We start from the raw sequence: 13,561 nt of genomic DNA on the forward strand, positions 1-13,561 counted from the left end.
CAAATCGAAACTTATCGGAAATCAAGAGTAGCTGAGCAAGACAAAGGATGAGAACCTGATTTAATAAAAAAAACGACACTCGATAAGAATGTCGGTTTTCTCTTCAATATTACAATAACTGAATCAAAGTAAGAATGATCCCTACGCCAAAACCGCATATTGCACCATTGACTCGGATCCACTGCAGGTCCTTTCCTACTTTCTCTTCGAACATGCGAATAAGTGATTGATCGTCCATCTTGTCCACATTTTCTTTGACTAATTGGCCAATTCGGTAATGGTTATTCTCTACGAATCGAATCAGGTAGGAGAGAAATTGGTTTTCCCATTTTGCAATCCATTCTGGTTCTTCATTTAATTTTCGAACGATATAGCGATAGGTTGAAAATACCGCTTTGCCTCCATTTTCTCGTTGTTCCTCCAGCTTGGAGATCAAGAGATGACGAAACTCTGCGATCCGTGAGTGCAGAAACTCTTCGGCTTTATCCCCTTCCAATACGCTTGCAATCCATTCTTTCAACTGTGTCAAACGTGCATCATCGTCCGCTAGTTGGAACAGCTGAATACGGATTTCCCGAAGTATTGTTTCGCGGTAGGTGTTTTCTTTCTCACGTAAGCTGTCAATTCCGGAAAGCAGTATATTTTGGAGCATGGCACCTAGCTTCTCATCATTCATGAATCCGACAAATGCCTGAACAGCGAATCCCATAAAGCCGCCCATCTTGAGCTCGGACAGTTTGTCACTCGCAAATTGACTTAACAGCACCTGAGTATCTGGCCGTTCTGCCCACTTGGAAGCTTCATTAAGGACGTAATCTAGAGCCTTTTCGTCATATCCTTTATTCATCAAATTCGTCATGGCGAGCTCAGCTGCAGGCTTCAAGTCAACTTCGCGTGTATATGATATGAGCCCAGATTGAATCGACGGAATCGCCTTTTCAATGGGTAATCGAAGAATGATCTGAATGAGCTGATCTATTATTCCTAATCTTACTCTTTTCTTGCTCAGCAGCTTCGTTAGTAAAGATGAAATCATTTGAAATATATTCATTTTTCTTAGCTTGTCTTCAATACTTTGCTTGTTTAGAAGCTCATTTTCCATCGCCGAAATGACAGATTGGACAATTTTGTCGCGATTTCTAAGCAGCAAGGAAGTATGCGGGATCGGAATCCCGAATGGATGACGGAACAGTGCCGTCACGGCAAACCAGTCGGCAATTCCGCCGACAAGGCCCGCTTCAAATCCGCCTTTTAACAGAAAGACAATTGGATACTCCGGAAGTAATAAAGTGACTATAAAGCCGGAAGCCATTATAGCTAACGAAATCCCTGCTAAGTATTTTGAGTTCATATACGGCCTCCTCTTCAAAAAGAAAAGTAGATTCTGGAAGTTTCTCCCTATTATCGTTTAAGATGGTACGGGACTGTAGCGATGACGACATCTTTTTGTGTAATTAAAAATGCGCGAAGCAAAATGCTTGTTTGATTGTGAAGCAAATAGTGCCACCAATGCTTTGTAATGAACTGCGGAATGAGAATCGTAATGTGATCCGTTTCGGAAGTTTTCCATTCTACCGTTTCAATGAACTTCATCAGTGGCCTGATTACACTCCGATAGCTGGAACGAAGTGTGATCAAACGAACCCCTGGATTCCATTCTTCCCATTTTTTCTCCATTCGTTCAATACTCTCATCATCAAATCCAACATACACAGCAACCACATTATCTGTCAGAGACTTCGCGTAGCTAAGCGAATGCATAACCACCCTAGTAATACCGGCAACAGGCACGACGATCGTACTTCCTTTAATGACAGGTTTATCTTGCTCAATATTAATTCGAAGTTGGTCTGCGATGTTGCAGTAATGACGATTTATTCTGAAAAACATCAGAATGACGATAGGCAGAAAAATAAATACCATCCATACTTGGCTGAACTTCGTAAAGATAAAAATCAATGTAATGGAAAGGGTTGTAAGCATCCCGATTGTGTTAATCATAAAACGGAACAACCAGCCCTTAGGTTTCTGATTAATCCAACGGACCATCATACCAAGCTGAGACAGAGTAAACGGGATAAACACCCCAACAGCGTAAAGCGGTATTAAATTCTCTGTATTTCCATGAAAAACGGTCACAAGCAGCGCCGATAAGACACCTAAAATAATAATCCCGTTAGAGAAGCCTAAACGGTCGCCGCGAACCATAAACATATTCGGCATATATTTGTCCTTAGCGAGCATGAAGGCAAGCAAAGGAAATGCAGAATAAGCGGTGTTAGCAGCCAGAAATAAAATGAGAGCCGTTACTCCTTGAATAAAATAATAGATCGCTCCTCTGCCAAACGTGGTCTCTGCAATTTGTGAAACAACCGTTTCGTGCGAATTAGGTGCTATGCCGTACCAGTAAGCGAGCAAGCTGATGCCGATAAACATCACACCAAGAATGGTACCCATCATCAATAAAGTAGCAGCCGCATTGCGTTCGGCAGGTTTTTTAAAGTTAGGAATTGCGTTCGAGACGGCTTCAACTCCAGTGAGCGCAGAACACCCCGAACTGAAAGCTTTTAAGAGTAAAAATAAACTGATGTTCGAAACGGCTGAGCTCATTTCATGCACTTCAGCGTGCACGCCGCCTGTTGCATATTTAATGATACCTGAGACAATGAGTACAAAAATGGAAATGACAAACAAATATACAGGCAGTGCAAGCACGGAAGCAGTTTCCGTAATGCCTCTTAAATTCATGATTGTCAGAAATAGAATCATCAATACCGCGATCAGAACACGGTGATCATGTAAAGATGGGAAAGCCGAGGTGATCGCTTCTGTTCCCGCTGAAGAACTAACCGCAACCGTCAGAATATAGTCGACTAGAAGTGACCCGCCAGCAAGCAGTCCAGTTGAAACCCCTAAATTATCTTTGGCAACAATATAAGCCCCGCCGCCTGTCGGATAAGCATAGATTGTCTGGCGATATGATAATATTAAAATCAATAAAAGTCCAAGTACAGCAACGGATATCGGAATGGAATACCATAGCGCTGCAAAACCGGCAGTCATTAATACAAGTAAAATTTGCTCTGTACCGTATGCCACAGACGAAAGCGCATCTGATGACAGTACCGCAAGCGCTTTAAGCTTACTAAGCTTCTCCCCCTCAATTTCAGTGCTCTTCATAGGACGACCAATTAATAGCCGTTTAATCCTGCTGACCATGTTTCCTACTCCTCTTCTTGTCCATTGGGCTTAAGTTTTACTATAATGTACAGCCCCTATAACTCTTTTACGTATGGTTGATGTTCGCTGACATTTACGAGCAGGCAGAAAAAAGCCGCAGGAAAGTAGGACCTTCCCGCGGCTTACCGAGGCGTACTCGCTGGCAGCTCACGACAATTCCCTCTTTCTAACGCTTACGAGGTTAGCTGACGGATTCGGGCACGAAAGTAGCCCTACACTTTAATAAATACAAGTGATTCACCCCCGAGACTTCATCTGCAAGATTCGTCTCTTTGGTTTCCCCGTTCCTGTGAACAGAATTCAGCGGTTAAAGGATGTTAAGATACAATACAAATTTCTGCATCAATCACGAATTGAATCATACTCCAATTCCCTAATGACTGTAAAGAAACATCGAAGCGTAAAATGGCGGTTTATATTCACCTATTCACTATTAATAAGCGCTTACATTGACACAAATCTTCTCCTATCTTCCTATTTCACGTTTATTCTCTGATTTTGACGAAAAAAAGACGCCTGCCATGAGACAGACGTATCTATATTACTGTTTATTCACCATTCCAAGAAAAGTCAATACTGCGAAGAAACTCTCGTGCTAATATCATATGTCCAGGCTGATCTGGATGTACGCGATCCCAGCCCATCGATAACGAGGATAGGTACACATGCTCAGAAAACTGATCAAAAGCTGCTTGAGTATCGACGAAGATCGCACCCACTTCATAGGCAACTTTCTTCATAACACCTCTGTACACATCCATCGTTGCACGCATAGGATCATCGCTGTTCATCTCCAAGTAAAAAGGCGACATCAATACGAGTCCTTTTAAATGAGGCAGTGCAACCGAAATAAGCTCACGAAGTAGTCTCTCATATTCATCCAAATAGATGTGCTGATCCGTATTAAGCGGTCTATCAAATTGTCTCCATACGTCATTGGTGCCGATCATGATGGATAGCCAGTCAGGATTCAAATCTAGTACATCGCTCTGCCAACGCGCTTTAAGATGACGGACTGTATCACCGCTAACACCAGTGTTAAGCACCCTTATTCCAAGTTGAGGATATACCGCTCTAAGGAGAGCATCTACATGAGATACATATCCGTTACCAAGTGCGCCGTATCCTCCTTCACCAACTGGTCTTGCCCGTCCAGAGTCCGTTATCGAGTCTCCAATAAAAAGCAGTGTATCACTCGCATGCAGCTTCATCGTCCAACTCTCCTTCTTCTCTAACTCATCATATACCATCATTATACTGTAGAAACTCGAAATCAACCTTATATTTCCACAAAGTGAATTTCATCCATTAATGAGATTCAACTTTTCGTCTAATATATGTCCACAGTGGTATGATTTGTTTTATTTCCATCAATAGTAGACTCGCCACAATGATGGAAACTCCTAGCCACTGTTTTCCGCTGAGACGGTCATGTAATAGAAGAAAGCTTGCAAATAGAGTTACGATTGGCTCGAATGTACTTAAAATGGCGGCACGAGATGATCCAATTCTTTTTACACCTTCAAAAAAGAATTGAATGGCAATATACGTAGAGAATACAGTTACGCCGAGTAATGTTAGCCAGCTTATTGTACCGCTTATAAAATGAATATCCCCTTTAACAAGACCCAAAAGCAGCAAAGAAATACCAGCAGAAGTCGTAATGTAAGATGAGCAAATCAATGGCGGTATATGTTTAACCAGACGATTACTGATGACAATAAATATCGAGTATACAAGTGCAGAACCGAACGCTAACAGTTCGCCAAGCAAATTAGACTTAACCGAACTCGAACCCATAACGAGCAGAATCCCGATAAAGCTGAAAATCAAGACAGTGACTTTCCCAGTTGTAATCGGCTCACGGGAGGTGAATCGTAAGAGTATACATACCATCGCTGGGTAAGAATAGAACAATATTTCAGACAGCGAAGGTGAAATATAATAGAAAGAGGTAAACAGCAAGGTACCCATAACGGCGTATCCACCAACCCCCATACCCATCAGCGTAATCATCTCTTTCGTTGTTAGGCGAGACCATTGTTTAGTCAACAAAACCGTTAACCAGAATAAACATGCTGCAATTAAGAATCGATATGACAATAAAGTACTGATCGTTACACCGTTCTTGTATGCATATTTCGCAAATATCCCCATTAATCCGAACCCTGCTGCTGAAATAAGAACCATGTATGTACCTTTCTGACTATTCCCCATCTTTTCTTCTTCCCTCTCCTAGAAATGAATGACTTCACCATCTGCCGGAACGATAACTCGTTCTTGTAAATTGTTTGCGCTTATAAAAGTTAACAATTCCTGTCTTGTCAATAAGCAATGACTCCATGACTCCATATGAGCCGCAATCACCTTAGAATCTGCCGAATGCTTACAAACCTTCTTAATGTGCTCCGGTGTCATCGTAATAGGTCCACCTTCCAAGAACTGCGCGGCACCAGCAAATACTACGATCACATCCGGTTTATATTCGGAGACGGCATCCTTCACTTCTGTACACCATATCGTGTCACCGGCAATATAAAGAGTTGGCTCATGAGCTGATTGTAGAATGAACCCTGATACAGGCCCCATCTTCTGACCAAGTTCACCTGAACCATGCTGTCCAGACGTTCTTATGATCTGAATATTCTCGAATTTTACTGACTGTGTAACCGGCTCAACCCTATGAAAACCATGCGAACGAACAAGCAGCTCATCCTCTGGTTGACAGTAAAATAAAATATCCTTCGGCAGCAGGGTCGCTGCCACCGCATCAAAATGATCCCGATGAGAATGTGTAAGCAGGACAGCATCTGCCCTCAGCAATTCTGAGATATCGATTGTCAAGTTAACTGTTGGGTTTGGGTAAGAATTTGCAGCACCCGCGACTGTGGCCATCGCGCCTTGAGGACTTAACATGGGATCTACAACAATCTTCTTTCCGTTATAGCTAATCAATAGCGTTGCATGTCTTACGAGCTGGATGTTCATGTCTTTTCCTCCGTTCGAATAAGGTACCTATTAACGAAACCAAATTTCACTTAATTTCTTAATTCCTTGTTCAATCTGATCAAATGTTAGACTCGCAAAACCTATAAATAGATACGGATTCTTAGCTTCTTCATAGGCCGTCCACATCTGACGAAGTGTATAAACTTTGATGCCTTCTAGCTCAGCCAGCTCAAGCTCCTTTTTCATGAGATAATGAAACTTCCGTTACACGCTGAGGGGCACTTCCTAATTTATAGAACACAATACTGCTTGCTGACACGAAGGCAAGAACTACAAACATCATCTGCCCTCCCCAGTTTGTGAGAAGATAAGTAGACACCCACGGTCCAGTAAAATTACCAAATTCAATCAGTGCAAAAGCACCAAAATACGTTCCAATCATGGCCGGCGGCGCAATACGATCTAACATCGAATACATCGCAGGAACAATCAATACTTCTCCGATCGTAAAAACAACCATGATGATAGAAAATTGCCAAGGAGTCCCTGCTGCCGCGTACCCCAACTCAGCTAGAGCAAATAGCGAACTGCCGACGAGGACGAGCGCAAAAGGGTGTCGTTTCTCAATTGTTTTGGTAAGAAGGAAATGAGAAATGATCACGGTAACCGAATTAATCGTTAATAAAGTTGCCAATAGCTGCTCCCCATTCGAGAACTTTTCGGGTAAGTAAGCTGCCATAGAAACAGACCACAGTCCTTCAACCGATGTTGTTAGAATCCCTCCAATAACAAGCATGAGCAGAGAGCGATCTCTCCAAAGCACTGAAAATGCTTCATTCAAAGAAATTCGTTGTTCTCTTTGACGATCCTCCTGTGAAAGCGCAGCAGATGGTCCAAGACGATTAAACAATACCGCCAGCACACCTGCATATGCCAAATATACAATCCCTAATAAGTAGAACGAAAAGCTTCCCCCTACAACTCCCAGATATAAACCTAGCAGTGGTCCAACGCAATAACCTACATTAATGGCAAGATAACGGAGCGAATGGACTTTCATTCGCAGTTCAGGCTGGGTTAAGTCCGCTGTTAACGCCCGTGATACAGGACTGAAGAACGATCCCAAAAACCCTCCAATCGAGAACAGCATAGCGATCACTGCGACATGACTGAAGATGGCTATCCCAAAAAACTCAACACTCGAAAATATAAGCGATAGAAGCATTAAGCGTGTTCGTCCAAGCCGATCGGAGAACGCTCCTCCAACAAATCCGCCAATCGTACTAAAAAATGCACCCAAACCTACAACGAAACCAATCGTTGTTAAGGACATTTCCGTTCGTTCAGTTAAGTAAATCGTAAGAAACGGATAGCTGAATGAACGAAACAGCGTTGTTAATAGTGAACCGATTAATATAACTCTGACTAAAGGATGAAGTGAATTAAACGTCTTCATTAGAGGTTATCCCCTCCAATATACGCTCTTAGAGATGCTGGAATTTCTTCAAAGGTCAGATGACGCTTTGTATAATATTCTGTTCCGCTCTTCCCATACCTTGCCTTGATCATTCCGCAAAGACGCAGTGAGGTGATATGATAATGCGCATTACTCTTGGCCAGCTGTAAATGGGCAGCTATCGATTTCAATGTTTGCGGCTCTTGTTCTACTAATTTTAAAATTTTCAACCTATTAGCATCCGCAAGTGCCTTGAAAGCTCTAAGAAGCTTGGCTGGCGGCTCCAATTCATCCTTAGACTCAGAGCTTACAGGATATTGACAGACAATAAGCCCCTTATAATAGTCGATAATACTGAACGGTGCTGAATGATGCTGAGGAACAAGAATGATTTGCTCCGTCTCTGGTTCTGGAACAATTTCCAGACCCATCGTTACAAGGTCGATGATCTCCTCATTCGTTAATTCATCAATAAGCGATTGAACATAACGTGCACTTTCTTCTAATTGAGGACTTATCTCTCTTTCAATTTCACCGAAATATTCATCGTTCCATCTCGTTAATACCTCTGTCACATGCGCCTGCATCGCAGACATATTTTCATTGAAGTGTTGTATCCAAGGGATCATGCAATCATAAATTTCGCCAGGCGAAAGACCCTTTAACCAATGAATGAAAGTTGAAACCGACCGATCACCAGGACATTGCCATATTAACAGGCTTAACCGATGCAATACCTCTAACCTAGTATCGTTCAGTAATGCAGCAGTCTCTTCAGATAGACGCTCCCGAACTTGCTCACGCCATTTTCGATGATCTTGAATGTGCTTCTCGGAAGATGTCTGAGAATCAACATACTGATATAAACTGACGATTAATTCATACGCAGGTGCGTAATCGATACTTAATTTCACAGAATTCATTTTGCTCACCGTTTTCGTTATAAATTTTTATAACAAGAATATCGTTCTAATTTTATATAACAAATTATAAATTGTCAATCATAACCAATTTGAAATTTATTAGGACAACAAAAAAAAGAAACTCAGCGCTTCTGCCAAGCTTCTTTTCATCATATGTACACTCTTCTATTCAAGCAATAATTGATAGAACATTACATCTCTCCATGCGCCGAATTTATACCCTACTTCTCTGAATGTCCCGATGAATTCAAAACCATATTTCAGATGGAGCTTAACACTTTCTTCATTGCCGCCTGTAATACCAGCAATGATTGTATGATAACTTAGCTGCTTAGCCCGGTCGATGATTTCCTTAAGCAGTGTCGAACCTATTCCTTGTCCGCGATATCCATCAGCAATATAAAGTGACAGCTCAGCAGTTCTCGAATACGCTGGCTTCTCACGGAATGAAGACAGGCAGCAATACCCAACAATTTGAGAATCTAGCTCAGCGACAATTAACGGGTACTTACCACCGTATTTCTGAAACCATACTGTTCGCTGCTCTAGCGTCTGTTCTTCTAAGTCAAACGTGGACACTAAATTTCTAATGGCTTCGTTATAAATATCTAGCATCTCGGGTAAATCATTCAGCTGCGCCTCTCTAATGCTCAACATGCAGAACACCTCTTGTTTCATTTAAATCCCGCTCCGTGCGGGTCCCTGACAATGTACAAGCCGAAATCACTGTAAAGACAAACACATATGCGCCCATCATTAAATAAGTTCGAGAAAACCCTATACTGTCATATAATTGACCAACTACAGGTGCAAGTACGACTGACGCTAAAGTGCCGCTGAATTGGTAGCCTACTAAATACATGGTCGATGATACCCGTTTATTAAAGTGATAGCCAATATATTTGAAAATGGAAATGAACATAACAGGTAATTCAAATGAATGAATCAATTTAGTCGCCGCCACGAGCCATGGATCCTCGGCAAGTCCTGAGCACGTAATCCGTATGCACATAAGCGCTCCGCCAAGAATCAACCCTCTCTTAGAGCCAATTTTACTCACAATCATTGGAGCGATGAACATGCAGCCTGCTTCAGCAAGCACCTGTACACAGTTTAAATAGCCGTACATGCGGTTACCGATCTCTGGCGATTCAAATAACGAAGAGAAATAAACTGGGAACTGCTGATCATAAATCGTAAAGATACACGTGACTCCAACGATATACATCACAAAAGCCCAAAATTTCCGATTCCTTAAAAGTTCGGTAATATCACTTAGCTTAATGCCATCTGACTTCGCTTGCGGAGTCTGTTCTTGATTAGAATCAACTCGGGAGAAGTAAAACAAAATTCCTAAAATGATAGCACCGATAGAGCAAATCCAAAAATTTAAATTTGCGCTTATGTTAAACGTCTGCCCAGCGAAAAAAGTAGCAGTGGCCCACCCTAACGAACCGAACATTCTCGCCTGCCCGTATTCAAAACCATCTTTTCGACCAATCTTTTCAACAAACGTCTCAATAGCCGCATTACCGGAAGTAAAAGTTGCGGCTAAGTACAGACTTCCGACGAGTGCGCCTAGCCAAATATTTTTTTGCAATAAAGGGGAGTACACAAATTCCACAAAAGGGCCAGCAGATAATAGAAGAACAATAATGAGCCAAAGTAAATGCTTGCGTAATCCCAGTTTGTCAGACAGCACACCATACAGCGGATGAATACAAAGCGCGGCTACTGAGTTGATAGCAAAAACAATTCCAGTCTGCGCACCGTCTAGTCCTGCTGCTTGCTTGAGCCAAATGCCAAACAAAGACATCGCAAATGAAAACGAAACGAAATAAAAATAGAAAAAACCGCTGAACGTCCAGTAGCTTGCTTTATTTTTAAACATGTTAGTCTGGTCTCCTTAACGTTCACTTATGTAATGACTGATGTAGAAAGTATATCATCATTAACACAAATGGGGTAACGAAAACACATCCTTCCAAAAAATATGTTATTATATATCATTATTTGGTAGTTTACGTAGAGATTTGTCCAACATAAGGAGGCTCTTGATATGAAACTAGAAGATAATATAGGAACGAAGCCTTTAAAAAGAACTGCGAATAACAGAAATCAAACGATAAGAAAACGTAAAATATGGGCAGCTATTGCTTGTTCCTTAGTCTTGATCTGTATCGGAAGTTTTATGTTTCGAAAAGAACTTGCTATTTTACTATTCGACACTTTCATATCTAACAAGGTGGAAGCCACTTTGGACAATTCATATAAACCTATCGGCAGCGAGTCTGAACAGCAGCAGGAGCAAACGCAGCCAGCAGATCAAAGCCTCTCCCCATTCTCCGTACTTCTGCTAGGCATTGATCAAAGAAAGAATGAGGCCGCTCGCTCAGATTCGATCATTTATTCCGTAATGCGTAAGAAAGATAATAAAATCCTTCTCTTGTCTATACCAAGGGATTCGAAAGCCTATATCGTCGGAAAAGACTTTGAAACGAAAATAAACGCAGCGCACGCTTACGGCGGAGCCAAAATGAGTGTGGATACGGTAGAAAATTTGCTTCAGGTTCCAGTCAATTACTACGCTACGATTAACTTTGCTGGTTTGACTGAAATTGTAGATGCATTAGGCGGCGTAGAATTGCCAATTACGAAAGATATTGTTAATCGGCAAAAAATCCATGAGAAGTTTATAATCAAAGCTGGCAAACCTATTTATACCGGCGAAGAAGCATTAAATTACGTGCGCTACCGGGAAGATTCCGATATGAATCGCACGGAAAGACAACGTATTTTCTTGAACTCCCTGATGAACCGAGTTCTGTCCTTGAATCAAATTACAAAGCTTCCACAACTTCTTGAAATCGCCGGCAGCAACTTTACAACGAATATGAAGTCTAATTTTATGATTGAACTGGCTAAAGATATATTTAAAAGTGGTCAAACACCGCAAATTGAAAGCTATATGCTGCGAGGAAGCGACGCTAAGGTCGATGGTGTTTATTATTATATCATTGATGAGCAGGATTTGAATTACGTAAAAGAGCTCCTTCAGAATTGGATGAATCCAAATACCGACGAAGCGAATTTAATGATACCTAAGTCGAATTAACTTCATTCCGAGACCAGCTAAAACTAGTTTGGTCTCTTTCAATTTCTGGTTGTATACCAGCCTCTTAAACAAGCCCTTTACCAATGAAATTGGCGGATACAGGTTTTCTCCCTAATTCTCTAGACCAGATGGATAATTGGCCAATGTGATGAATTTCATGCGCGATGACGTGCCTCATCACTTCGCCGTATGTAAAAGATTCAGATTTGTCCCACGGTGTAATCAATATTTTCTTCTCTAAATCATCTGTCCACTTAACGACAAAGCGCTCAACTTCCAGACGGCAGGCGTCCGAGAACTTCTTAACTCGTGCCAGCTCCATATAATCATTAAAATCCGGATCGAATACAGGCTCGCCTTGTAAGACACGAATCCAGCTCCACTCTACGTCAGCGATATGGAATAGTGTCTTTAGAATGGAGCCTGTTCCACCTATACGTTCACGAACAAGCTCTTCATGAGGCAATTCGCTGCAAAGGTCAAACCATTCATCTCTCACGATCCAGTTGTACCTGAATAATTTCTCCAATGATTCATCTCCTCTATTTGAATTGACAATATCCCTCGGGATCTGGGTCTTTTACAATATTAACAAGAAGCATATCAGAAGTGATTACATAAATGAAGTGAAATATCCACCAATCAACCCGATCGCAACGACAAACCATGGCGGCATTTTCCAAAACTGAAGCAGAAGAAAGAGGACGACCGCTAAGGCAAAATCGACGGGTTGGACGATCGATGAGATCCATAGCGGATCATATAGAGCAGCCATTAAAATACCGACTACGGCTGCGTTCACACCGAATAATATTCCTTGAACGCGAGAATTATTCCGTACAGCATACCAAAAAGGAAGTGCTCCAATGACGAGCAAGAACGCAGGCAGAAATATCGCTATCGTCGCAACAATGGCTCCAGGTATGCCCGTGATCATCGCTCCCAAATAAGCAGCAAATGTAAATAAGGGACCGGGTACTGCTTGTGCAACACCATATCCTGCTAGAAAGTCTTCTTTGCTTAACCACCCTAATGGAACAATCTCATTTTGAAGAAGAGGCAATACGACATGACCGCCGCCGAATACGAGCGCTCCTGCACGGTAGAAGCTGTCAAACATCGTGATCCACTCACTATTTGTCCATTGACGAAGGATCGGCAGAACTATGAGAAAACCAAAAAATAAACCGAGACAACTAATTGCAAATCTCCGATTTACGGGAACTGTGAGATTAATAGTACGACCTGTATTATCCAAACTTTCATTGTGCCTATAAATCAACATACCTGCTATACCTGCGAGCACGATGAGTACGATCTGAGTGTACGAAGTATGCCACAAAAGCGTAATAACGGCTGTTAATGCAGCAATGGTAGCTCGAGTTCGGCCTGATGCTAATTTTTGCCCCATACTAAGTACCGCTTGAGCAACAATCACAACCGCTACGATTTTAAGCCCATGAATCCACCCAGCACCGCTGACATTGTATCCTTGCAACAATAGTGCAAATAGAACTAATACGATAACAGAGGGCAAAGTAAAGCCTAACCATGCAACTAGGCCGCCGAGCACTCCTGCACGAATCGTACCTATTCCTATCCCTACTTGACTGCTTGCCGGACCGGGAAGGAATTGACAAAGTGCAACCAAATCAGCGTAACTTTTTTCATCTAACCACTTTTTCTTATGAACATATTCGTTATAAAAATAACCTAAGTGAGCCGTTGGACCTCCAAACGAGGTGAGTCCTAGCTTTGTAGAAACCAGTAATACTTCAATCAGCTGAGCTGCTCTACTGTTCGTTTTCATTTATGACAAACACTCCTTGCATATTAAAGACAGTCCTATGACTTTCTATTTAGCATAACAGGTAAATG

At 41.8% G+C, this 13,561-nt stretch carries 13 protein-coding genes and 1 riboswitch; of the genes, 1 reads left to right on the top strand and 12 read right to left on the bottom strand.

Annotated elements, in window-relative coordinates; translation table 11 throughout:
* Positions 1-109: 109 nt before the first annotated feature.
* The 10 genes from J2Z20_RS05370 to J2Z20_RS05415 all read right to left on the bottom strand — a co-directional run bounded on the left by J2Z20_RS05370 (position 110) and on the right by J2Z20_RS05415 (position 10,459).
* Positions 110-1,351 (bottom strand): DUF445 domain-containing protein, encoded by a 1,242-nt coding sequence (locus tag J2Z20_RS05370; RefSeq protein ID WP_209846151.1) that lies wholly within the window; start codon positions 1,349-1,351, stop codon positions 110-112.
* Positions 1,352-1,401: 50 nt separating this feature from the next.
* Complete coding sequence (locus tag J2Z20_RS05375; protein ID WP_209846154.1) at positions 1,402-3,219, bottom strand: APC family permease; 1,818 nt, start codon at positions 3,217-3,219, stop codon at positions 1,402-1,404.
* A gap of 176 nt (positions 3,220-3,395) precedes the next feature.
* A riboswitch (cyclic di-AMP (ydaO/yuaA leader) is annotated at positions 3,396-3,556 on the bottom strand.
* Between the two features lie 232 nt (positions 3,557-3,788).
* Positions 3,789-4,451: an SGNH/GDSL hydrolase family protein gene (locus J2Z20_RS05380; RefSeq protein ID WP_209846157.1), complete on the bottom strand. Its 663-nt coding sequence runs from the start codon at positions 4,449-4,451 to the stop codon at positions 3,789-3,791.
* Between the two features lie 97 nt (positions 4,452-4,548).
* Entirely contained in the window at positions 4,549-5,457 is a 909-nt protein-coding gene (locus J2Z20_RS05385) for a DMT family transporter (protein WP_209846161.1), read from the bottom strand.
* A gap of 18 nt (positions 5,458-5,475) precedes the next feature.
* Complete coding sequence (locus J2Z20_RS05390; protein ID WP_209846164.1) at positions 5,476-6,228, bottom strand: MBL fold metallo-hydrolase; 753 nt, start codon at positions 6,226-6,228, stop codon at positions 5,476-5,478.
* 30 nt (positions 6,229-6,258) lie between these two features.
* Positions 6,259-6,435 (bottom strand): hypothetical protein, encoded by a 177-nt coding sequence (locus tag J2Z20_RS05395; protein ID WP_209846167.1) that lies wholly within the window; start codon positions 6,433-6,435, stop codon positions 6,259-6,261.
* The gene (locus J2Z20_RS05400; protein WP_209846169.1) at positions 6,419-7,645 is read right to left on the bottom strand and encodes an MDR family MFS transporter; all 1,227 of its coding nucleotides are present in this window, start codon (positions 7,643-7,645) and stop codon (positions 6,419-6,421) included. Before J2Z20_RS05400 ends, J2Z20_RS05395 begins: the two co-directional genes overlap by 17 nt.
* Positions 7,645-8,568 (bottom strand): ArsR/SmtB family transcription factor, encoded by a 924-nt coding sequence (locus J2Z20_RS05405; RefSeq protein ID WP_209846173.1) that lies wholly within the window; start codon positions 8,566-8,568, stop codon positions 7,645-7,647. The genes J2Z20_RS05400 and J2Z20_RS05405 overlap by 1 nt, the downstream gene beginning before the upstream one ends.
* 165 nt (positions 8,569-8,733) lie before the next feature.
* On the bottom strand, positions 8,734-9,225 hold the full coding sequence (locus tag J2Z20_RS05410; protein ID WP_209846176.1) for a GNAT family N-acetyltransferase: 492 nt from the start codon (positions 9,223-9,225) through the stop codon (positions 8,734-8,736).
* Positions 9,212-10,459, bottom strand: a complete 1,248-nt coding sequence (locus tag J2Z20_RS05415) for an MFS transporter (protein WP_209846177.1) — start codon at positions 10,457-10,459, stop codon at positions 9,212-9,214. Before J2Z20_RS05415 ends, J2Z20_RS05410 begins: the two co-directional genes overlap by 14 nt.
* 168 nt (positions 10,460-10,627) lie before the next feature.
* Between J2Z20_RS05415 and J2Z20_RS05420 the strand changes: the two genes are divergently transcribed.
* A complete protein-coding gene (locus J2Z20_RS05420) occupies positions 10,628-11,683 on the top strand; it encodes an LCP family protein (RefSeq protein ID WP_209846178.1) in 1,056 nt (351 codons plus the stop codon).
* 64 nt (positions 11,684-11,747) lie between these two features.
* On the opposite strand, the gene J2Z20_RS05425 is transcribed toward J2Z20_RS05420, so the two are convergent.
* Together J2Z20_RS05425 and J2Z20_RS05430 are read right to left on the bottom strand one after the other, a co-directional pair.
* Positions 11,748-12,212, bottom strand: a complete 465-nt coding sequence (locus J2Z20_RS05425) for a DinB family protein (RefSeq protein WP_209846179.1) — start codon at positions 12,210-12,212, stop codon at positions 11,748-11,750.
* 84 nt (positions 12,213-12,296) lie between these two features.
* The gene (locus J2Z20_RS05430; protein ID WP_209846180.1) at positions 12,297-13,493 is read right to left on the bottom strand and encodes a chromate transporter; all 1,197 of its coding nucleotides are present in this window, start codon (positions 13,491-13,493) and stop codon (positions 12,297-12,299) included.
* Between the last annotated feature and the right edge of the window lie 68 nt (positions 13,494-13,561).

It is taken from the genome of Paenibacillus sediminis (assembly GCF_017873765.1).
Taxonomy (GTDB): domain Bacteria; phylum Bacillota; class Bacilli; order Paenibacillales; family Paenibacillaceae; genus Paenibacillus_AG; species Paenibacillus_AG sediminis.

Bases quoted from the DNA above. Each gene is read 5' to 3' on its own strand.
- J2Z20_RS05385 (WP_209846161.1), bottom strand. From the start codon at position 5,457: ATGGGGAATAGTCAGAAAGGTACATACATGGTTCTTATTTCAGCAGCA.
- J2Z20_RS05410 (WP_209846176.1), bottom strand. From the start codon at position 9,225: ATGTTGAGCATTAGAGAGGCGCAGCTGAATGATTTACCCGAGATGCTA.
- J2Z20_RS05420 (WP_209846178.1), top strand. From the start codon at position 10,628: ATGAAACTAGAAGATAATATAGGAACGAAGCCTTTAAAAAGAACTGCG.
- J2Z20_RS05400 (WP_209846169.1), bottom strand. From the start codon at position 7,645: ATGAAGACGTTTAATTCACTTCATCCTTTAGTCAGAGTTATATTAATC.
- J2Z20_RS05405 (WP_209846173.1), bottom strand. From the start codon at position 8,568: ATGAATTCTGTGAAATTAAGTATCGATTACGCACCTGCGTATGAATTA.
- J2Z20_RS05390 (WP_209846164.1), bottom strand. From the start codon at position 6,228: ATGAACATCCAGCTCGTAAGACATGCAACGCTATTGATTAGCTATAAC.
- J2Z20_RS05430 (WP_209846180.1), bottom strand. From the start codon at position 13,493: ATGAAAACGAACAGTAGAGCAGCTCAGCTGATTGAAGTATTACTGGTT.
- J2Z20_RS05375 (WP_209846154.1), bottom strand. From the start codon at position 3,219: ATGGTCAGCAGGATTAAACGGCTATTAATTGGTCGTCCTATGAAGAGC.
- J2Z20_RS05380 (WP_209846157.1), bottom strand. From the start codon at position 4,451: ATGAAGCTGCATGCGAGTGATACACTGCTTTTTATTGGAGACTCGATA.
- J2Z20_RS05370 (WP_209846151.1), bottom strand. From the start codon at position 1,351: ATGAACTCAAAATACTTAGCAGGGATTTCGTTAGCTATAATGGCTTCC.
- J2Z20_RS05415 (WP_209846177.1), bottom strand. From the start codon at position 10,459: ATGTTTAAAAATAAAGCAAGCTACTGGACGTTCAGCGGTTTTTTCTAT.
- J2Z20_RS05395 (WP_209846167.1), bottom strand. From the start codon at position 6,435: ATGAAAAAGGAGCTTGAGCTGGCTGAGCTAGAAGGCATCAAAGTTTAT.